At 46.8% G+C, this 19888-nt stretch carries 20 protein-coding genes; 12 read left to right on the plus strand and 8 right to left on the minus strand.

Features of this window, described 5'->3' with window-relative positions; translation table 11 throughout:
• The first annotated feature begins 14 nt into the window (after positions 1 to 14).
• Entirely contained in the window at positions 15 to 944 is a 930-nt protein-coding gene (locus tag AB4Y93_RS05810) for a LysR family transcriptional regulator (protein ID WP_441889889.1), read from the plus strand.
• 69 nt (positions 945 to 1013) lie between these two features.
• Here the strand turns inward: AB4Y93_RS05810 and AB4Y93_RS05815 are convergent, their stop codons facing one another.
• A complete protein-coding gene (locus tag AB4Y93_RS05815; protein WP_441889891.1) occupies positions 1014 to 1697 on the minus strand; it encodes a zinc metallopeptidase in 684 nt (227 codons plus the stop codon).
• A gap of 63 nt (positions 1698 to 1760) precedes the next feature.
• On the minus strand, positions 1761 to 2192 hold the full coding sequence (locus AB4Y93_RS05820) for a MerR family transcriptional regulator (RefSeq protein ID WP_441889893.1): 432 nt from the start codon (positions 2190 to 2192) through the stop codon (positions 1761 to 1763).
• A 350-nt stretch (positions 2193 to 2542) separates the two neighbouring features.
• On the opposite strand from AB4Y93_RS05820, the gene AB4Y93_RS05825 reads away from it, so the two are divergent.
• The 3 genes from AB4Y93_RS05825 to AB4Y93_RS05835 are packed head-to-tail and all read left to right on the plus strand — an operon-like array spanning position 2543 to position 5760.
• Positions 2543 to 3901 (plus strand): ammonium transporter, encoded by a 1359-nt coding sequence (locus AB4Y93_RS05825; protein WP_167272131.1) that lies wholly within the window; start codon positions 2543 to 2545, stop codon positions 3899 to 3901.
• A gap of 40 nt (positions 3902 to 3941) precedes the next feature.
• On the plus strand, positions 3942 to 5009 hold the full coding sequence (locus tag AB4Y93_RS05830; protein WP_441889895.1) for a DUF294 nucleotidyltransferase-like domain-containing protein: 1068 nt from the start codon (positions 3942 to 3944) through the stop codon (positions 5007 to 5009).
• A gap of 16 nt (positions 5010 to 5025) precedes the next feature.
• Positions 5026 to 5760: a 3'-5' exonuclease gene (locus tag AB4Y93_RS05835; RefSeq protein ID WP_441889897.1), complete on the plus strand. Its 735-nt coding sequence runs from the start codon at positions 5026 to 5028 to the stop codon at positions 5758 to 5760.
• Here the strand turns inward: AB4Y93_RS05835 and AB4Y93_RS05840 are convergent.
• Together AB4Y93_RS05840 and AB4Y93_RS05845 are read right to left on the minus strand one after the other, a co-directional pair.
• Entirely contained in the window at positions 5746 to 6165 is a 420-nt protein-coding gene (locus AB4Y93_RS05840) for a Mov34/MPN/PAD-1 family protein (RefSeq protein ID WP_441889899.1), read from the minus strand. The two genes, AB4Y93_RS05835 and AB4Y93_RS05840, sit on opposite strands and share 15 nt — an antisense overlap.
• A 57-nt stretch (positions 6166 to 6222) precedes the next feature.
• A complete protein-coding gene (locus AB4Y93_RS05845; RefSeq protein ID WP_441889901.1) occupies positions 6223 to 7428 on the minus strand; it encodes an MFS transporter in 1206 nt (401 codons plus the stop codon).
• Between the two features lie 135 nt (positions 7429 to 7563).
• On the opposite strand from AB4Y93_RS05845, the gene AB4Y93_RS05850 reads away from it, so the two are divergent.
• Positions 7564 to 8097, plus strand: a complete 534-nt coding sequence (locus tag AB4Y93_RS05850) for a TlpA family protein disulfide reductase (RefSeq protein ID WP_167272148.1) — start codon at positions 7564 to 7566, stop codon at positions 8095 to 8097.
• 57 nt (positions 8098 to 8154) lie between these two features.
• On the opposite strand, the gene cimA is transcribed toward AB4Y93_RS05850, so the two are convergent.
• Positions 8155 to 9768, minus strand: a complete 1614-nt coding sequence (cimA, locus tag AB4Y93_RS05855) for a citramalate synthase (RefSeq protein WP_441889903.1) — start codon at positions 9766 to 9768, stop codon at positions 8155 to 8157.
• A gap of 173 nt (positions 9769 to 9941) precedes the next feature.
• On the opposite strand from cimA, the gene AB4Y93_RS05860 reads away from it, so the two are divergent.
• Entirely contained in the window at positions 9942 to 11210 is a 1269-nt protein-coding gene (locus tag AB4Y93_RS05860; RefSeq protein WP_441889905.1) for a DNA polymerase IV, read from the plus strand.
• 149 nt (positions 11211 to 11359) lie between these two features.
• The gene (locus AB4Y93_RS05865) at positions 11360 to 11596 is read left to right on the plus strand and encodes a ferredoxin (protein WP_167272158.1); all 237 of its coding nucleotides are present in this window, start codon (positions 11360 to 11362) and stop codon (positions 11594 to 11596) included.
• Between the two features lie 70 nt (positions 11597 to 11666).
• Here the strand turns inward: AB4Y93_RS05865 and AB4Y93_RS05870 are convergent, their stop codons facing one another.
• Positions 11667 to 11807: a hypothetical protein gene (locus tag AB4Y93_RS05870; protein ID WP_167272088.1), complete on the minus strand. Its 141-nt coding sequence runs from the start codon at positions 11805 to 11807 to the stop codon at positions 11667 to 11669.
• Between the two features lie 174 nt (positions 11808 to 11981).
• Here AB4Y93_RS05870 and AB4Y93_RS05875 point away from each other — a divergent pair, with 174 nt between their 5' ends.
• From AB4Y93_RS05875 to AB4Y93_RS05885, 3 genes are all read left to right on the plus strand, one after another.
• Positions 11982 to 13079: a quinone-dependent dihydroorotate dehydrogenase gene (locus AB4Y93_RS05875; RefSeq protein ID WP_441889908.1), complete on the plus strand. Its 1098-nt coding sequence runs from the start codon at positions 11982 to 11984 to the stop codon at positions 13077 to 13079.
• A 17-nt stretch (positions 13080 to 13096) separates the two neighbouring features.
• The gene (locus AB4Y93_RS05880) at positions 13097 to 13900 is read left to right on the plus strand and encodes a GTP pyrophosphokinase (RefSeq protein ID WP_441889910.1); all 804 of its coding nucleotides are present in this window, start codon (positions 13097 to 13099) and stop codon (positions 13898 to 13900) included.
• 155 nt (positions 13901 to 14055) lie between these two features.
• Entirely contained in the window at positions 14056 to 15015 is a 960-nt protein-coding gene (locus AB4Y93_RS05885; protein WP_441890516.1) for an acetylxylan esterase, read from the plus strand.
• Positions 15016 to 15052: 37 nt separating this feature from the next.
• On the opposite strand, the gene AB4Y93_RS05890 is transcribed toward AB4Y93_RS05885, so the two are convergent.
• The gene (locus AB4Y93_RS05890) at positions 15053 to 15508 is read right to left on the minus strand and encodes a MarR family winged helix-turn-helix transcriptional regulator (RefSeq protein WP_441889912.1); all 456 of its coding nucleotides are present in this window, start codon (positions 15506 to 15508) and stop codon (positions 15053 to 15055) included.
• 181 nt (positions 15509 to 15689) lie between these two features.
• Here AB4Y93_RS05890 and AB4Y93_RS05895 point away from each other — a divergent pair, with 181 nt between their 5' ends.
• The gene (locus AB4Y93_RS05895; protein WP_441889914.1) at positions 15690 to 17690 is read left to right on the plus strand and encodes a YhgE/Pip family protein; all 2001 of its coding nucleotides are present in this window, start codon (positions 15690 to 15692) and stop codon (positions 17688 to 17690) included.
• A gap of 82 nt (positions 17691 to 17772) precedes the next feature.
• Positions 17773 to 18348, plus strand: coding sequence for a xanthine phosphoribosyltransferase (locus AB4Y93_RS05900; protein ID WP_441889916.1), 576 nt, complete (start codon positions 17773 to 17775; stop codon positions 18346 to 18348).
• Positions 18349 to 18423: 75 nt separating this feature from the next.
• On the opposite strand, the gene AB4Y93_RS05905 is transcribed toward AB4Y93_RS05900, so the two are convergent.
• Entirely contained in the window at positions 18424 to 19752 is a 1329-nt protein-coding gene (locus AB4Y93_RS05905; protein WP_441889918.1) for an FAD-dependent oxidoreductase, read from the minus strand.
• Between the last annotated feature and the right edge of the window lie 136 nt (positions 19753 to 19888).

Here is a 19888-nt window from a genome sequence, read left to right on the forward strand (position 1 = left end):
GATAAGGAGACATTATGGAACTACGTCAGCTTTATTATTTTGTAAAGGTTGCAAAAAAAGAACATGTGACGCAAGCGGCAGAAGAGCTGCATGTCGCGCAATCCGCGGTTAGTCGGCAAATCCACCAGCTCGAGGAAGAGCTGGGCGTCAAATTGTTTCTTCAGAAAGGACGCAATCTTCAGCTGACGCCGGTTGGCCAGTTGTTTCTTAAGCGTGCGGAAGTCATTCTGGAGGATCTGGAAAAGGCTGTTGTAGAGATACACGAGTTTATGGATCCTGAGAAAGGGGAGATTCGACTTGGCTTTCCTCACAGCCTAGGCGTATCTGTTGTCCCTCAAGTTGTCGCTGCATTCCGCAAGCTTCATCCCAATGTCAAATTCCGTTTCCGGCAGGGCATGTATCCGTCGCTGATTCGCGATATGGTTAAGGGAGAAATTGATCTGGCCTTTATCTCTCCGTTTCCTGATGAACATGAGCATGTATGTGGTCAAGTTCTGCTGACTGAGGAGCTGTATGCGATACTTCCTCCAAGTCATCCCTTAGCTGAAGAAGAGGAAATTGACCTTAACCAGTTGAAGGATGATACGTTTGTTATGTTCAGTGAAGGATATTCGCTGCGGCCAATCGTATGGGAGGCATGCCAAGAGGCAGGATTTACACCAAAGATCGGTTTTGAAGGTGAAGAGACGGAGACGATCCGAGGACTTGTCGCAGCCGGTATGGGAGTAAGTCTGCTGCCAGAGATGGCGCTGTATCATGCAGGGGTGCTGCAGTCGGCAAAAGTTCGTGTGCGTTCGCCTAGAGTCATGCGTAATATCGGCATCATTCATCGCTCGAATGAAAAGATGTCGCTTGTATCTAAAGTATTCCATAGCTTCCTGATCAACTATTTCAGCGAGCTGGAAGATAATAAGGGGAAAACAAAAACGGTATCGCCTGAGTAGGCGATACCGTTTTTGTTGTTATCAACAGTATCGCCTGTAGGCGATACTGTTTTTTATTAACTATGTGATTTAGTCATCATCGCTCGATGTAAAGATCATGATGTATTTAACGAGCTCCAGTAAGGAGATCAGCGCTGCTGCCACATAAGTCAATGCGGCTGCGTTTAGCACTTTGGCGACGCCTCGTTCTTCTTCATTAGTAATAAAGCCCTCAGCGACCATCAGATCACGTGCTCGGTTACTTGCATTGAACTCTACTGGCAAAGTGATAACTTGGAAAGCAACGGCTACGGAGAAGAAGATGATGCCGAGACCAACCAGGTTCATCGCATGGAACAGAAAACCTGCAATGAGCAGGAATGGTGCAATACCGGATGCGATGTTCACGACTGGGAAGATACGGTGGCGAAGTACCAGCATCGGATAATGTACTTTGTGCTGAATCGCATGCCCAACTTCGTGACAGGCAACAGCAACAGCGGAAATGGAACTTTCATAATAGACTTGCTCAGATAATCTTACAACACGGTGGATCGGATCGTAATGGTCCGATAAGGTGCCACGTACAGCTTCGATTGGAACATCATGCAAGTCGTTGGCATCCAGCATACGTCTTGCAGCCTGGTAGCCGGTCAATCCATAATTCGTTTGAACACCGGCCCATCTGTTGAACGTTCCTTTCACCCGGAATTGCGCCCATATGGATAGAGCGAAGGCAATCAGGATGAGGAAGTCCATGGGGTGAAAAAACATGTGATCATACCTCCAATAGAATGTTTAAGGTTGCTGGCAGTCTTGTATCGATGGGACAAATGCTCACATGAATGGTCCCTTATTAATAAGAAGCATTAATGCTTCGATACAAGCCGCTGTTTGGGGCATGAGGCGCGTATACAAGCGATTTGCTTGTCTCGGCTTCAGCTGTTTGAGGACGGGCTCAAGTTCCTTGACCTCACGTTCCAGCTGCGACAGGTGATGCTGGAGATCTGTTAGTTTCTGAGACACCTGCTCCTCGGCTGTAACCTTGCTCCAGCCATCCAAAGCTTCCCTAATTTCATCTAACGTATATTTTTCTTGCTTCATTTGTTCGATACGTTTAAGCCGGACTAAAGTTTCATCTTGATATAAGCGATAGTTTTTGGCGGAACGCTCCGATGGTTCTATTAGCCCCATGGAAGTGTAATAATCAATCGTTCGAGCGCTGACATTCGCTATTTTGGCAAGCTCGCCTATTCGATAAAGCTTCATATCCCCAAATCCACCACCTTCTTTCTATATACTATCCCTTAATCATAATCGGAAACTAACCGTACAGTCAAACGTGTTACATGAATGTACAAATTTCTCTTAATTAATTGTTAATACTAGAAACTGATTCCAAAGTAATAGACTCAAAATGCGAAGAATATATATGCTTTAGAACTAATTCCCTAGGCTGATTGTGAAAAAACTTAACATTCGGTTCGTTTTGAGACACGAACGTTAGATTTTTTTTCAAATTTAGAAGATATATATTGTCAAACTAGGTGCTTCTGACTATAATGACATTAAGTCTTTCCTAACATGTTAGTAAACATCACATTAAGGGAGTGGTCGTATTGATTAAGAAAATGGTGTTAACTTTAGGGGCATTATGTTTGGTATTCCCGGCAATGGCATTTGCCGATGATCCAACAGCTGGAACACTTAACATGGGAATCAACTCGCTATGGGTAATGGTAGCCTTCGTGCTCGTATTGCTCATGCAAGGCGGCTTCATTCTATTAGAAACAGGCTCCACTCGAATGAAGAATGCGGGTCACGTAGCTGGTAAGACAATCTTCACAGCTGGTCTTGCTGCACTGATCTTTTGGGCAGTTGGTTACGGCTTTGCATTTGGTGCAGATAGTTCCATTAGTGAATTTATTGGATTCGGTGATTTCCTCTTCGATCCTTCTATTGTAAGTGTGGATGACGGACTTCCTACTACATTATTCTTCTTGTTCCAACTTGCATTTGCTACCGTATCACTCTCGATCGCATGGGGTGGATTTGCGGAACGTGCTAAATTGTCTTCTTACTTTATCTTCACAATTATCTTCATTGGTGTTATCTATCCTATCGTGGCTCACTGGATCTGGGGCGGCGGCTGGCTTGCAAAAGACGGCGCGCAAGATTTCGCAGGTTCCACAGTAGTTCACTTGTCTGGTGCACTTGCGGCATTCGCGGCAACAGTATTGTTAAAACCGCGTATTGGCAAGTTCAATAAAGATGGTTCTGCGAACGAAATTTCCGGTCATAACCAAGTGTTTACAGCTCTGTCTGTATTGCTCCTCTGGGTAGGCTGGTTCGGCTTCAATGCTGGTAGTACTTTGGGGATTGGCGATGGCTTCTTTGGTTACGTTGGTTTCACAACGATGCTAGGCGCAGGCGCTGGTGCAGTGGCAGCTCTTCTGATCTCCTGGGCAGTTAATGGCAAAGCTGACATTACTACAATGTTGAATGGTACACTTGCTGGTCTGGTAGCTATTACAGCATCTTGCGCATTCGTAGAGCCTTGGGCAGCAGTTGTTATCGGTCTGGTAGCAGGCGTGCTTGTATTCTACAGTGCAAAATTCTTCGAAAAAATCAAAGTCGACGATCCAATCTACGCAATGTCCGTACACGGCGCTGCTGGTATCTGGGGTACGCTGGCTAACGGTATCTTCGCAACAGATGAGCTTGCTACAAAAGTAGGCGTTGGTCAAGGTGGTCTGATTGATACTGGCAGCTGGCATCAATTGGGAGTTCAAGCACTTTCGGTAGCAGTGTGCGGTGCGTTCGTACTTGCTGCATCGTTCCTTGTTCTTGTAATTATCAAAGCTGTAATCGGCTTCCGTGTTACAGAAGAGCAAGAAATTATCGGTCTTGACCTGAGTGAGCACGGCGCTTATGGTTATCCTGAGCAACTTAAAAAAGGTCAGGGCATCCAAGGTTAATGAAAGCATTGTTGGACTGACCTGAGGGGAGAGGCGGCGGATGGGCGATCCGGTATGTGTGCAGCTTCTGAAGCAAATCGGCAAAGCCGATAATGTGAATGTACTGCGCAGTCTGCGGGATCAAGTACACGAGCATATGAAAGGTATTCTCCAAATGAGTCCGGTCGAACAATTCAACGAACAATTAAATGAGCTGCATGACTCGGTTATATGCCGCTCTATCATACTAGCGGAAGCGGAAATGGCACGGTTGGGGATGGGTTCTCCCCCCGTGCCTTACGCGTATCTGTTGTTCGGCAGCGGAGGACGTCAGGAACAGACGCTGTCGAGTGATCAAGACAGCGGTATTGTTTTTGAGGATTCCGTTAACGATTCGGAGGAGGCCAGGGCTTATTTTCAGCAATTAACCTTAATCATCGTCTCGAACCTGCAGCAATCCGGTTACCCGCTATGCGAAGGGAATGTGCTTAGTAATAACCCGGAGTGGTGCATGTCGTTATCCGAATGGAAGGTCAAGCTGAATGGCTGGTTCGCAGAACCGGCTTGGGAAGCCGTTCGATACTTGTTAATAATGGCAGATGGAAGATCGGTGTACGGTGAACATCGTCTTGCTTTTGAACTCAAAGATCATTACTTCAATAATATGATTGATTATCCTAACATCATAAGACGTATGCTTGATAATACGATGCGTCATAAAGTGCTGCTAGGATTGTTTGGTCATTTGCTTAAGGAACAATACGGATCGGATGCTGGGAGTCTTGATATTAAATACGGTGCGTATATTCCGCTTGTGAATGCTATTCGATTGCTGGCAATTCAAGCGGGTATTCGTGATACCTCAACACTTTTGCGTATCCGCAGACTTGCCATGCATAATGAATTGGAATCGGATGAGGCTGCTGGTTCTGAACAGGCATTTCGTCTCTTTCTTCGCCTTCGGCTCATGACAACCGAGCAGAACGAGGGTGGATTGTATGCGAATAATGGTAAGTTGTCCAGCCGGAATTTGTCTAGAGAAATGACCGAAGAGCTGAAGAGTGCGCTTAGGCATGGCAAAAGGCTGCAGCGCAAGGTGTTTAAACGTATAACGGGAAGGCTCATGTAAGGCGGTGGTGAAACTAATGAAAGAACCAAAAGGCGTCGGGCGGATGTGGAACTTATACAAAATGGGTGGTTTCACGCCTGCAATAGCTTCCATGATGGGCTCGCAAAATGCGCAGCAGATGGCCTTTATTCGTTCTATGAACAAGGAGCAACGCAAAGGGTCCTTACTGGATATGCCGCTTAAAGAGCTGGACATTGTTGTGTTTGATTTAGAGACGACTGGATTCTATCCCTCGAATGGCGACGAGATTATATCATTTGGAGCGGTTCATATGAAGGGGGCAGAACTGCGGGAGTCTGAGCAGTTTTATAGTCTCGTTAATCCAAAACGTCGAGTTCCTAAGCAAATTATTGAATTAACAGGCATAACGAACGAGATGGTGCTGGATGCGCCGGAGTTGATGCAGGTTTTGCATGATTTTATGGAGTTTCTCGGGAGGAGATTGCTGCTTGCACATGCTGCAGGACATGACAAACAGTTTCTGAACGCGGCGTTATGGCGTACTTCCAAAATAAGCTTAAATCATCGTGTACTGGATACGATGCTGGTAGCGAAATGGCTGGAGCCAAAGCGCTCTTCTTATGCGCTGGATGACCTGCTTGAGGACTATGGCATTCCGATAACAGAACGTCACCATGCGCTGCATGATTCCATAATGACGGCTAAGCTGTGGCAGAAATTTCTCGTTCAAATACTGGATCGGAATATAACAACTCTTGGTGACCTGTATGCTTACTTAAGTAAGCATTAGAGCAAGGGGAGTGAAGCCTTGATCATAAAGCCGATAAGGCTGGACAGTATGACCTATAGATATAATCCAATAGGAGATCTGACGATCGGAAGCTGGAAAACCAAGGAAGTCTTGCTTGGAAGGTACAGCTGAGGAGGTTGGATGCGAGTGGAAAAAACCGACGAGTGTTTGTCGGTTTTTTTGCATGTCGTAATAGATGGATATCCATTCGCCAGGATGAAAGCTGAAGGAGCGTGTAGGCTCAGGATGGATATTCGTGATTGGCAAAATAGTCGTAACGATTGCAGGTTCGCCGGGCGAAGCGGAGGTACCTGCAAGTACGCCGCAGGCTTCATGAGGCAAAGCTTGCTGGCAGATGCTCAATAAGTGTTCATAAGCTTCCTTGGTTATCGCGATCTTCTCCATCTCATAAATGCTCCTTCCTGCAATTGTATAGCTCATTATACAGGGGACAGGAAGGAGTTAGCTAGCTGGATTAGCTGTTTTCTCGGGGTGTAGCAATCGAATGGCGAATATAAGCGCTGCAATAGCTAGAACAGCTAACAGGATAAACAGTACAGTTACAGATCGATCGGCCAGCCAACTGAACAGTGGAGGCCCGGCAGCAACGCCAAAAAATCGGAGGCTGCTGTAAAATGAAGTAACGATTCCGCGATGGGACCGATCAACACAGCCTGTAATCCAGGTGTTAAGGCAAGGGAGAAGCAGCCCTGTACCAACGCTGCTTATTGTAATAAATCCGATAAACAGATAGATGACCCAGTAACTAAATAGACAGCCAATTAACGCGGCACTCATGAGCGATAATCCGATCAGAATAAAACGGCGCATTTTTTTGCCGTCTTTTTTGATACTGTGTCCGGTCAGATAAGCCGTAATCACAAGGCCAAGCAGTGGAATGGCAAGAATACAGCCTTTCCATACACCTTCAATGGAGTAGGGGGGCTTCTCGAGAATATCTGATAAATAGACCAATACTCCAAACAACAGGAATAAACCCAGTGCTCCTGTACAATAGGCAGTGATGAGCCAGCGGCCTTTTTCCCGGAATATTTTTTTCATATCAGATAAATATTGTTTGAGCTTTAAAGGTTCGGATTCAGATTTGGGCTCCTTGATGAAGAACCATACAGCAGCAAGTGAAGCGGCGCAGAAGATCGGAAAAGCAAAAAATGGCGCATACCAAATAATCAGAGCTAGCAGCGAACCAAGGATTGGACTAACGACTTTACCTGCACCATTCGAAGCCTCAACAATGCCCAGTGCTTCACTTTCCTCTCCATCCTTATACATATCGCCAACAAGCGCCATGGCAATCGGAGCTGTTCCGGCTGCTGCCATCCCTTGTATGATTCTGGAGATGACGAGGAGCCAGTAAGACCCCCAAACCGCAGCGAAACCTGCCAGAATGCCAGCAGCACCGTATACAGCGAGGGCGGGTATGATGATGATTTTTCTGCGGAAACGATCGGATAAATAACCGATAGCTGGTATGAAAATAGCTGCGCTGACCGAAAATAGAGTGATAATAAGGCTGGATTGAAGCTCCGAAATCTCCATCTTCTTGGCTAAGTCAGGCAAGATTGGGACGAGCATTGAATTGCCAAGCACAAGGACGAGTGGAACAGAAGCAAAGGCGATATATTGCAGCCATTTGTGTTCGGCCATAAAAAAGCATCCTCCGATCTTGATGTTGGACATTTTGTCGATTTCTTGGCTAATGTGCCCTCTCGCTTGAGCTTCCATTCCCCGCCGTGTTACGATAGGTATAATATAGAAAAGAATGATGAAAGAAGGGACACCATGAAGCGCGCTACGATGCTGTTTATCGCAGCTTTTGTATTGGCAGGTTTAGCGGTGTATCAATACGTCGCGAAAGATGAATCAAGCGTTACTGCGGCTGCTGCAGGCTTTAAGCCAAAGGCAGGATCTGAGGCGGTAACCTTCCAATTACCTGGACTAGATGAAAAAAACTATGCAATTGGCGGCAAGCAGGACAAGCTGACCTTCGTAAATTTCTGGGCATCCTGGTGTGGACCATGTGAGCTCGAAGCGCCGGATTTACAAACCTTATATGAGAAATACGGGGATAAGATCGCCTTCTATGGTGTAAATGCCACGAAGTTCGATAAGGAACGGGCAGCAAGGCAATTTGTGGACGATCATGAGTTTACGTTCCCGATCCTTATGGACCGCAAGGGAGATGTTACAAATATATACAAAGTGGATACCTTCCCAACGACATTCCTTATTGATTCCTCTGGGGTCATTCGGGAACGGATAAATGGAGTTATCACGATAAAAGAATGGGAACGGCTTATCGAGCAATACAGCTGATTCCAACAAAAAACGGTCGTGCGGGTTAAAAACCTGCACGACCGTTTTTGTTATTATTTAATGATTTACGACACCTAGTCGTTCAATGTTATCGGTTGGGGCCGTATTGGATCTCTCCATGTTAAGCAGAGCATAACGGATACTGTCCACTAAAGCTTCCCAGCTTGCTTCAATGACGTTGCTGGAGACACCTACCGTGCTCCATGTGTTCTCGACATTGGAGGATTCTACAAGTACACGTACCTTAGCTGCCGTAGCATCTTTTTCGTCAAAAACGCGAACCTTATAGTCGGATAAATGAATCTCTTCGATCTTTGGATAGAACTGGACAAGTGCTTTACGCAGCGCATTATCCAGCGCATTGACCGGTCCGTTGCCTTCTGCAGCGGTATAAACCTGCTGTCCGTCAACATTCAGCTTCACAATTGCTTCTGAGTTCATTTGACCTTTGGCGTTTTCCATCAGCACTTTGAACGATTCGACTTTAAACACTTCAACGGTCTCGCCAAATGCTCGGCGGAGAAGAAGTTCTAGGGAGGCATCTGCTGCTTCAAATTGGTAACCTTGATGCTCGAGTTCCTTGATATGGTCCATAATGGCCTTGGTTTGATCATTATTGGTGTTAATATCAAGACCAAGCGATTGTGCCTTGGAAATAATATTCGATTGGCCAGCAAGCTCGGAGACAAGAATACGCTGCTTATTGCCAACAAGCTCTGGCTGAATATGCTCGTATGTCTTGGAATCCTTCATGATCGCAGATACGTGAATACCGCCTTTGTGAGCAAAAGCTGCGTTACCGACATAGGCTTGGCCGACCGGCATGTTTACGTTAGCGATTTCACTAATGTAGCGTGCTGTTCCCGTTAATGTGCGAAGCTTGTCTTCCGGAAGTACATCATAACCCATCTTTACTTGAAGATTTGGAATGATGGAGCAAAGGTTTGCGTTGCCGCAACGTTCGCCGTAACCGTTAATAGTGCCTTGCACCTGACGGGCGCCCGCTTGAATAGCTGCTAAGGAGTTGGCTACAGCCAGCTCGCAGTCATTGTGGGTATGTATGCCAATAGGTGCCGTCAATTCTCGGCGGATTCTGCTTACAATGTCGGAGACCTCACCTGGCAAGGTACCGCCGTTTGTGTCACAAAGCACGAGCCAGTCTGCGCCAGCTTCTTGTGCTTTACGCAACACGGCTACCGCATATTCCGGATTGTTCTTGTAGCCATCGAAGAAATGCTCGGCATCAAATAACGCTTCCATACCTTTATGCTTTAAATAAGCGATGGAATCGTATACCATGGCCAAGTTTTCTTCCAGCGTTGTTTGAAGTGCAGTATGCACGTGGAAATCCCAGGATTTGCCGACAAGCGTAGCTGCCGGAACTCCGGATTCAGCGATACGTACAAGGGAAGAGTCTTGTTCAGCCAAGCTAAATTTGCGGCGTGTGCTTCCGAATGCCGTAATTTTCGCTTGAATGTTCATGGATTTAATGCGTTGGAAAAACTCAATATCCTTGCTGTTGCTGCCTGGATTCCCGCCTTCAATATAATGAACGCCGAGAGCGTCAAGTTTTTGAGCAATCTTCAACTTATCATCCGCTGACAGGCTAATCCCTTCGCCTTGCGTACCGTCGCGCAGCGTAGTGTCAAATATTGTTATGGGTGTAGTCATAGCCGGGACGCCTCCTTCTTAACTGATCGCCTTCACAAATATAATTAACTATTATAACACTTGTTGATTAGAATGTAGAGGGGAGCATGTAATTTTTTTAACGTCTGAATCGGATTTGACGCACCTTCCTGCAGAGCGGTATGCTGGGAAGAGTAGGAAGGTGATTACAGGCTATGGCGGACGTACACAAAAATTATCCGGCCAAAGGGCGCGTCATTCTTCATTTGGATATGAATGCATTCTACTGCTCCGTACATGAAGCGGAGGAGCCTGAGAAGTATAAAGGCAAGCCAACGGCTGTAGCTGGCAGCGTTGAGCTCCGCAAAGGAATTATTGTCACCTGTTCGTATGCAGCGAGAAGTAAAGGCATTAAGACAGGAATGACGGTTAGGCAGGCGATGCGGATCTGTCCGGGACTCATTATTATTCAGCCCGATTTCGATCTGTACCGCAAATATTCACGCGGCTTTATGAGCATCGCAAAGGAATACACACCATTAATGGAACCGATCTCGATTGACGAATGTTACTTGGATATTACAGGGTCCAAAATATTCGGTTCGCCGCTCGATATTGCTGAAACGCTGCAGAAGAGAATTGCCGATGAATGGACACTTCCATGCTCGATTGGTGTGGCTCCTAATAAGCTGCTTGCCAAGATGGCTTCTGATATGAAGAAGCCTAACGGACTGACCGTGCTTCGTCTTCGGGATGTGCCGCAGGTGCTATGGGATAAACCTTGTGATGTGCTGCATGGGATTGGGAAGAAGACAGCAGATAAGCTGGAGCGTCTGCGGATACGAACGATTGGTCAGCTTGCTGCTGCAGACGAAGAGCTGTTAATCCGTCAATTTGGCACCTATGGTTCCTGGATGAAATCAGCAGCGCATGGCATTGACCATTCCGAAGTTCGTGCAGATCGGGAGCAAAGCAAGTCAATCGGGCATACAACCACTCTTCCCTACGATGTAACAGTCCGGGAAGATGCTCATCGAATCATGCTTAATCTGGCGGATCAAACAGCCCGCAGGCTGCGCCGGCAGAAGCTTATGGCTTCTACTGTCCAGATCACCATCCGGAAGCCGGATATGACGACTATAACGCGTTCCAGCACGCTCCGTGCCCCAACCCATTCAACAGATATCATCTATCATGAAGCCTGCCGGTTATTTGATGAGCATTGGCCGGTGAATGAGCCTGCTCGTCTGCTCGGGGTTACGCTGCAGAACTTAACGGCGGAAGAAGAAACCGTTGTCCAGCTTGATTTGTTTGATTACGAGCAGCAGCCGCGTAAGGAAGCCTTGACCAAAACGATGGATGTCCTGCGTGACAAATTTGGCGAGAATGCAGTGCTTACTGCTGGGATGCTAGGCGATGATCCATCAGCTCTAATTCGCAATAAACGTTTGCGTGGAACTTCGCTTCAAAAGGATGAAATGTAAGAATTGCCTAAGGATAGCTTGTTGCCAAGGTGGAGTGTTTGTTATATATTGATGAGTGAAGGTTTACACTATTTATAGCGAGCGGCATACAAGCATTAACGTTTGCTGCACACATTTTTAATGTATATTTTTTGTGGGAGGGAATACCAATGGCTAAATTTACATGGGTAGAGAAAGACACCTGTATCGCTTGCGGAGCTTGTGGCGCTACAGCACCAGATATTTATGATTACGACGATGAAGGTATCGCTGAAGTTATTTACGCGAACGACGGCAACCACGGTAATACAGAAATTCCTGAAGATCTGTACGATGACCTGCAAGATGCTTGCGATGGCTGCCCAACAGATTCGATCAAGATTGCTGACGATCCGTTTAATATGTAAGCTTGAAATAATAAACTCCATGCTGCTGCAGCTTAATGCTGTCAGGCATGGAGTTTTTTTGTGTGCTTGTCTATTGATTGACGATGAGAAGGACGGCAACGGCGGCAATGATGACGACCACGACTGCCCCGATCCAAGCGAGCGCCTTGACATTTACCTCTTCTTTTGGCTTCGTTTTCATTGCAGGTGCTTTCCGTTTGGCTGTGCTCATCCACAATCAACCTTTCCATGGAAAAATGGTTACCAATATAAACCCATTGTAATCGTTTTCTCGTACTGCCGCAATAACGAATAGGCCTTACGCATGGCTGTCGCCCTTTTCTTTTTCCTATAAAAAAGATAAACTGTCAGATAGAACAGACAACTTGAAACGGAGTGTGTAACCTTGCTTTATTCTTCAATTCTTAAACCTATATTCTTTCAGATGGATCCAGAGAAAGCCCATCATCTTGTCATAGACGGATTACATACTGCCGGCCGTGTGCCAGGCATGAACAACATGCTGCACGCAATGTACGGCGTCATGGAGGCACCTGAGCTTGCCGTTGATCTCTTTGGCATTCATTTCCCTCATCCAGTCGGCTTGGCCGCGGGACTTGATAAGAACGGTGTAGCTGCTGACGGGTTCTCCAGCATTGGGTTTGGATTCGCTGAAGTAGGGACGGTAACACCAAAAGGACAACAGGGCAATGAATTGCCGAGACTCTTCCGTCTGCCCTCTGACGAAGCGCTTATTAACCGAATGGGCTTCAATAATGAAGGTGCCGAGGCGATGGCTCGCAAGCTTTCACAGCGCCGGATCAACCGGATTCCGATTGCAGTGAATGTCGGTAAAAATAAAGCAACACCAAATGAACGGGCTCACGAAGATTACCGCTCGTGCATACAAGTGTTATATCCGTATGGCGATTTCTTCGTTGTGAATATTAGTTCTCCAAATACACCAGATTTGCGCGCTCTGCAGCATGGCGACGAGCTGCGTACGCTTCTTGGCGAGGTGTTAGAGGAAATCGGGCTTCAGGCGTCGAAATTAGGTAGCAAAGCAAAGCCGGTTCTTGTGAAGATTGCTCCTGATATGACGGACGAGCAGCTAGAGCTTACTGTCTCGACCATTAAAGAGAGCGGCGTATCGGGCATTATTGCATCGAATACAACGATTTCGCGGGAAGGGCTTACGCATGCGAATGCGAAGGAAATGGGCGGATTAAGTGGAGCTCCGCTGCGTGAGCGCTCAACCGAGGTTGTGCGAGCGGTATACCGACAGACGGAGGGCAAGCTTCCGATTATTGGGTCGGGCGGCATCTTTACAGCTGATGACGCATACGATAAAATCCGCGCCGGAGCCTCGCTCGTAGAGATCTATACCGCGCTTATCTATAAAGGTCCAGGGGTGCTCCGCGAACTGACGAACGGCTTGAAAGAACGATTGCGTAAAGACGGCTACCGCAACATATCGGAGGCAGTAGGCGCAGATCATCGATAAGAACAGGAGGCGGCCGGATGGATGGCAGAGATTGGAATCTTTTTTTGCAGCCTTATGAGCAAGCAGTAGAAGAATTGAAAGTCAAGTTAAAGACAATGCGGGTCGAGCTTAAGATGAGGGAAGCGTATGCCCCGATCGAGTTCGTTACCGGTAGAGTGAAGAAAGTATCCAGTATACTGGAAAAGGCGAAGCGGCTGAACGTTCCTGCGGATCAATTGGAAAAGGGGATCGAGGATATTGCGGGCATTCGCATTATGTGCCAATTCGTAGACGATATACACCGTGTTGCAGGTTTCATCCGGACGCGTAAAGATTTAACCCTCGTTTACGAGAAGGACTATATAACGAATTACAAGGACAGCGGCTACCGAAGCTACCATATGATCGTGGAATATCCGGTACAAACGGCACTCGGACAGAAATTCGTACTCGCTGAAATTCAGATTCGGACGCTAGCCATGAACTTCTGGGCTACCATCGAGCATTCTCTGAATTATAAGTACAAGGAAAGTCTGCCAGAGGATGTGCGTGAACGGCTAAAGACAGCATCAGAAGCCGCATTCCTGCTGGATACCGAGATGTCGAGCATCCGTCATGAAATTCTGGATGCGCAGCGGGACTTCGAGGAGCGCTCTAATGTGGTGTCGAAGGTGCTTAGCTCAATTCAGGATTTGTATTATTATCACCGGGTGAGAGAAGCGGCTCAATTCCAGATGAAATTTAACGAATTGTTTGAGCAGGAAGATTTGTATGGACTCAAGCAGCTCTCGGTTGATATAGAAGGGGCCATCTTACGGGCCAAAAAGAATAATCAGACATAGCAAGTCCCGTGTCCTGCTTACAATGCAGGATGCGGGGCTTTTTGGTTTTAGGGATGATAGATAACTTCAATAGGGGCTTGTCAATGAACATTGATCATGCGAATATGGAATTGGTTGAGAAGATTTGCCATACGATGATGGAAGGGAAGAATAATATGCCGCTTATTGATATGCCTTTAGAACAGCTGTACAGCTATAAAGGACGAAACCCTCGTCCGGAAGATATAGACGCTTACTGGGAGCGCGCCCTCGAAGAGATGCGTGCAGTTGATCCGCAAATTGAACTTATACCTAGCAGCTTCCAAGTGCCGTTTGCAGACTGCTTCGATCTGTATTTTACAGGTGTACGCGGAGCTAGAATTCATGTAAAATACGTTCGGCCAAAACATGCAGCAGAGCCTCATCCAGCAATTGTGCAGTTTCACGGTTATTCCTGGCATGCTGGTGACTGGTCCGATAAGCTGAACTATGCTGCTCTCGGATATTCGGTGTTTGCAATGGATTGCCGTGGACAAGGCGGAGGTTCAGAGGATACAGGCGGGGTAAAAGGTACGACGCTAAACGGGCATATTATTCGCGGTTTGGATGATCATCCGGATAATCTGCTTATGCGTCATATTTTCCTCGATACAGCACAGCTTGCAGGTATTGCTATGAATATGCCAGAAGTTGATCCGGACCGAGTGGGAGCTATGGGCGGCTCTCAAGGTGGTGCATTGACATTGGCATGTGCTTCGCTTGAGCCTCGTATTCGGCGGTTGGCTCCTGTATATCCATTCCTTAGTGATTATAAGCGGGTATGGGAAATGGATTTGGCGAAGGATGCTTATGCAGAGCTAAAAACCTACTTCCGTCACTTTGATCCACGACATGAGCGTGAAGATGAGGTATTCGAAAAGCTTGGTTATATCGATCTGCAGCATCTGACCGGCCGCATTAAAGGCGAAGTGCTCATGACGGTTGGTTTGGCTGATACGATTTGCCCGCCATYGACACAATTTGCTGCGTACAATAACATTACTTCACCAAAGTCTGTTGATATTTATCCGGATTATGGACATGAACATATTCCGGAGGTACCTGACCGGACTATTCAATTCATGCTTGGATTATAATAGAGAAGGAGGCTGTCCATCTGGACAACCTCCTTTCTTAGTTTCGGGACCGGATTCGTTGTTCCGCGGTCTCATTGAACTTTAGCAGAAGCTTTCCTAATGAACGGACATCATCCTCGGACCAATCCGAAAGAAGCTGTTTGAAAAAAGCTTCCCTTGACTCGCGAACCTCTGCCAGCAGCGAAGGTGCTTCCTTTGTTAATTCCAATAGACTGATTCGTGCGTCATTCGGATCTGTCAGCCTTCTGATCAGACCTTTAGACTCTAATGCCGCAATTTGTCTGCTAACCGTTGAAATATCAAGCTGAAAGATGGTTGAGATCGTCTTGATCGCGACGGCTCCAGCCTTCTCCAAATGCTGCAGAATGAGGTAAGAGGAGCGGTCCATTTCTTTGCCCATTATGTTGGATAATCGGGCTGCCTCGGCTCGACGGATAAAGATCGAAATCTGACTTTCAATCATGCTGAAGGGAGATTGCTCGTTCATATTCATATCGACGAATCCATTCCTGACATTAGTTATTATGGTTAGCTTACCGTTCGTGCTTGCATTATGCAAGTATGCTGGTAAGTAATGTTTTCATAGGTCAGGTATTTGCATTCTCAAAATAAACTTGTATAATACAATGGTTATTACTTGTATGATACAAATAAATAGTAGGAGTGCATGACGAATGAAAGGAAATTTGTTTTGGACCAATCTCAAATTAATGGCCAACCACAAAACACTTCGAGTGGGTTCAATTATTTTGTTATTTATCCCGTTGCTATATGCAGGAATGTTCCTCGCGGGATATTGGGATCCTTACGGACATCTGAATAAGCTTCCAGTTGCCATCGTCAATGAGGATGCGGGAGCTGTCTCAGAAGGAAAAGAGCTTCATCTTGGGCAGGATATTGTGGACAACATGAAGAGGTCTCCTGCTTTGGAGTATCATTTTGTTGACCGAGATAACGCAGATAAAGGATTGTATGACGGCGATTACTATATGACGATCGTCATACCAGACAACTTTTCAACGAGTGTAACTACTTTAACAAATGAGAATCCAAAGCCTGCTGAGTTAGTATTCATGACGAACCCGGGGAACAATTACGTATCGGGACAAATCGGCAGTAACGTACTGAAGGAATTAAAAACAGAAGTAAGCCAAAATTTGATCAAGAGCTACACCAAGACGGTATATGGTAAAATGCATCAAATGGCGGATGGGTTCTCCTCAGCAAGCAGCGGTGCTTTGCAATTAACGGAAGGAACCGAGACAGCACAGGATGGCGTAAGCAAGCTGCATAACGGGATCGCATCACTTGCTGGCGGTGTAATGAAGTTAAGCAACAGCACCAAACCACTTCAGCAAGGAATCGACCAGCTTAGCAGCGGAGCAGGTGGTTTGGCATCAGGGACGGCTGCTTTGACAGATAACCTAGGGAAATTGAAAGCATCGGGGGAACAGCTGACAACCGAAATAAGCAGCTTTCAAAAGGATATGGTGGAATGGGCTAATGCTGCCGACACTGCTTCCAAGGGTGCATCAGACATGAATGGATCGGCCGCAAGCTTACATTCGAAGCTCCAAACTTATATGGCGCAGCATCCGGAATTGAAGGATGATTCATCGTTTGCAGTAATTGTTAACGACAGTGAGAAGCTGGTTCAAGATGCGGGCAATGTCAGCAGGTCCGTGCAGGAGCTGGAGAAGCCTGCTAAGGCGGAACAGCAATCTGGAGCAAAGCTCGCCGCGGCTCAGACGGCTGTCTTTAGCGGAATCTCTGAAGCTTATACGGGCAGCAGTAAGCTGGCAGCCGGCAGTTCTCAGTTGGGTGAAGGATTGCAAAGCTATCGTCTAGGAATTGATAAGCTGCAGGGAAGTATCAGTCAGCTGGCTGGAGGTGCTGAGCAGTTGAACAACGGCTCCGAGGAGCTGCTTGGCGGTGTAATCCGCCTGGTAGACGGTTCCAAGCAATTAACGGATAAGCTGTCTAATGCCGCGCAATCAACAGCAGGTATTGAAGTCAGCGACGCAGAGCTCGATATGTATGCTCAGCCGATTCAACTGGAGCAGAATGATTTAAATACGGTTAAGACGTATGCTGCCGGATCAGCTCCTTATTTTCTTGCCTTGGGTCTATTAGTAGGATCTTTGATGGCATCCAATATCATTCATTTTCAAGAGGGACAAGTACGTTCGGCATGGCAGAAGTTCTGGGGCAGAATTAGCTTGTTTTATTTCGTCGCTTTGCTTCAAACGATTGTACTTGACTTGATTCTTCTCTATGCCATTGGTCTAGAGGTTCAAAGTGTACCGAAATTCTTCTTGTTTACATTCGTTACGGCATGTACGTTCACTACCCTTATTCTGATGCTTGTCTCCATCTTTGGTACACTTGGGAAGCTTGTGGCTATTGCCCTAGTAGTTACGCAGCTGGCAAGCAGCGGCGGAACCTTCCCAATGGAGCTGGCACCGCAATGGATACAGGCGATTGGACAATGTCTGCCGATGACGTATGTGCTGCGCGGTATGAAGAGTGTGATTTCAACGAGCAACTGGGACATGTACTGGAGCAACACGGGCATCCTGATGGTTTATTTGGTTGGCTTTGCTGTCGTCATGCTTGCTGCCTACTTCCTTCGTTCCATGAAAGAGGCGCCAGCTTCTGCAGCAACTGCTCATTAAAAATAAATGAGGAGTCTTGCGAACTTCCTGTTTTCCGAGTAGTCTCAATATATAAGATTTGAGCAGGAGGGTATGTGCGGTTATGAAAGCTTTACAGGATAAAATTCGTGAGGAAGGGATCGTACTCAGTGATACAGTGCTAAAGGTCGATTCCTTCCTAAATCATCAGGTGGATGCTCAGTTAATGTGGGAGATCGGCCAATGCTTCGCTGCTGCATATGAAGGCGAAGGGATAACGAAAGTGTTGACGCTGGAATCGTCCGGCATCGCGCCGGCTGTCATGACAGCTCTTGCCCTTCAGGTACCGCTTGTATTCGCGCGGAAGCAGAAGTCGCTTACACTTCGTGATGATCTGTATGTTGAGGAGGTCTATTCCTTCACGAAGCAGGTGAAGAGCGAGGTAGCCATTTCGCGCAAATTTTTGTCGGCTGGTGAACGCGTGTTGATCATTGATGATTTTCTCGCATACGGTGAAGCAGCTTTTGGGATGGCTAGAATTATTGAGACAGCTGGAGCCAGTGTTGCTGGAATCGGTATTGTCATTGAGAAGTCGTTCCAGAACGGTGCGGATCGGTTGAAGGAAGCGGGATACCGGGTTGATTCGCTTGCCCGGATCTCTGTCCTTTCTCCTGATGGCATTCAATATGTAGAGGAATAATCCGTACAAAGATAAAAACTTGCGAAAGCTCCGTAAAAGGAAGCTCTCGCAAGTTTTTTTGTTGACCTGACTTACTTACATCGCCTGTAATCCGGCTTGATTGAGCAGGTTCCATGGCTTGTTGTAATGCGGCTGGAAGAAAAAGTCGACGAAGGTAAGTTCATTCATCGTCATGCTGTTCTGGATGCAGACCGACATCGTATTAATGGCTTGGGTTAAATCATCCTTCGACATGACCTGAGCCCCCACAATTCGTCCGGTATTGGCTTCATAGACTACTTTGAGCTGCACTTTCTCGTAGGTTGGCATAAACTCAGGGCGGTCGTTGTCTTCGATTGCGACAGATTTCACATTCATGCCTGCATCAAGTGCCGCTAGCTCAGTTAATCCAGTCGATGCGATGTTGCTCTCATATATTTTAATGCCCGAAGTACCTTGTGTACCCATATAGCGGACAGTTGGCTCTACCAGGTTGCGGGCGACTAACGTTCCCATGCGTACGGCGTTTGTTGCCAGAGGAATGTAAGCATGTTTATGAGTCGGATTGTAATAGACGGCACAGCTGTCACCGGCTGCAAATACATCAGGATGGCTGGTACGCATATACTCATCCACGATAATGGCTCCGTTAGGCAGCATGTTGACCTGGCCTTTTAACAGATCTGTATTAGGCCGGAAACCGATGCATAAGACGACCAGATCCGTCTCATATTCCCCAGCCGTTGTCACGACTTTGGCAACTTGACCTTCTTCACCTCGGAAGCCAGTTACCGTTTGAGCCAGCTTAAGTTCAATACCCCGCTGCTGCAGTTCTACCTCAATAGCTTCAGTAAATTCACGATCAAGATATTTGAACAGGATTCGGTCCATATTATCAATTAGTGTGACCTGCTTGCCAAGCTGCTCGAATGCTTCAACAAGCTCGATGCCGATATAGCCAGCACCAATAACGGTGATCCGTTTAGCGTGCTTCGCTTTTTCTATGATGGTCTGCGCGTGATTATAGTTTTTGCACAGCAGGATATTGTCCAGCTCCATCCCTTTAAGCTTCGGAATGATCGGCCACGAACCAGTCGTCACGACAAGCTTGTCGTACTCGCAGAGTTGTTCCTCATTCGTATCGAGATTACGTGCCAGAATGGTCTTCGCTTCTGTATGGACTTCCAGGACATCATGGCGCAAGTTCATCTTAACACCCATTGCGGTTAACTGCTGAGGCGATGCGTAGAACAGCTTATTCACATCTTGCACGACGCCGCCGACATGGAGGGCAATGCCGCACGAGAGGAAGGATACATTGTCATTGCGTTCGTATACCGTAATTTGTGCTTCGGGATAAAGCTTAGCCATTTGAGTAACAGCGGCGGTACCTGCATGTGTGCAACCAATAACAGCGATCTTCATAGAAAATTCCTCCTCAATTTCCTGTGAAATAATTCACAAACATCGTTGCAAAAAAAGGAAGCGGACCTTGTTAGGGGATGAAGAGTAGGGCGGCTTCCAATAAAAAGGGATGATATAGGTTGCAACTAGTTATGTG

The sequence above is a fragment of the Paenibacillus sp. YAF4_2 genome (assembly GCF_052113225.1).
In the GTDB taxonomy this organism is placed as follows: domain Bacteria; phylum Bacillota; class Bacilli; order Paenibacillales; family Paenibacillaceae; genus Pristimantibacillus.

Coding starts and splice junctions, on each gene's coding strand:
- AB4Y93_RS05830 (WP_441889895.1), top strand. CDS start 3,942: ATGGGCGATCCGGTATGTGTGCAGCTTCTGAAGCAAATCGGCAAAGCC.
- AB4Y93_RS05845 (WP_441889901.1), bottom strand. CDS start 7,428: ATGGCCGAACACAAATGGCTGCAATATATCGCCTTTGCTTCTGTTCCA.
- AB4Y93_RS05865 (WP_167272158.1), top strand. CDS start 11,360: ATGGCTAAATTTACATGGGTAGAGAAAGACACCTGTATCGCTTGCGGA.
- AB4Y93_RS05810 (WP_441889889.1), top strand. CDS start 15: ATGGAACTACGTCAGCTTTATTATTTTGTAAAGGTTGCAAAAAAAGAA.
- AB4Y93_RS05895 (WP_441889914.1), top strand. CDS start 15,690: ATGAAAGGAAATTTGTTTTGGACCAATCTCAAATTAATGGCCAACCAC.
- AB4Y93_RS05900 (WP_441889916.1), top strand. CDS start 17,773: ATGAAAGCTTTACAGGATAAAATTCGTGAGGAAGGGATCGTACTCAGT.
- AB4Y93_RS05860 (WP_441889905.1), top strand. CDS start 9,942: ATGGCGGACGTACACAAAAATTATCCGGCCAAAGGGCGCGTCATTCTT.
- AB4Y93_RS05840 (WP_441889899.1), bottom strand. CDS start 6,165: ATGGAGAAGATCGCGATAACCAAGGAAGCTTATGAACACTTATTGAGC.
- AB4Y93_RS05870 (WP_167272088.1), bottom strand. CDS start 11,807: ATGAGCACAGCCAAACGGAAAGCACCTGCAATGAAAACGAAGCCAAAA.
- AB4Y93_RS05850 (WP_167272148.1), top strand. CDS start 7,564: ATGAAGCGCGCTACGATGCTGTTTATCGCAGCTTTTGTATTGGCAGGT.
- AB4Y93_RS05880 (WP_441889910.1), top strand. CDS start 13,097: ATGGATGGCAGAGATTGGAATCTTTTTTTGCAGCCTTATGAGCAAGCA.
- cimA (WP_441889903.1), bottom strand. CDS start 9,768: ATGACTACACCCATAACAATATTTGACACTACGCTGCGCGACGGTACG.
- AB4Y93_RS05815 (WP_441889891.1), bottom strand. CDS start 1,697: ATGTTTTTTCACCCCATGGACTTCCTCATCCTGATTGCCTTCGCTCTA.
- AB4Y93_RS05820 (WP_441889893.1), bottom strand. CDS start 2,192: ATGAAGCTTTATCGAATAGGCGAGCTTGCCAAAATAGCGAATGTCAGC.
- AB4Y93_RS05905 (WP_441889918.1), bottom strand. CDS start 19,752: ATGAAGATCGCTGTTATTGGTTGCACACATGCAGGTACCGCCGCTGTT.
- AB4Y93_RS05890 (WP_441889912.1), bottom strand. CDS start 15,508: ATGAATATGAACGAGCAATCTCCCTTCAGCATGATTGAAAGTCAGATT.
- AB4Y93_RS05835 (WP_441889897.1), top strand. CDS start 5,026: ATGAAAGAACCAAAAGGCGTCGGGCGGATGTGGAACTTATACAAAATG.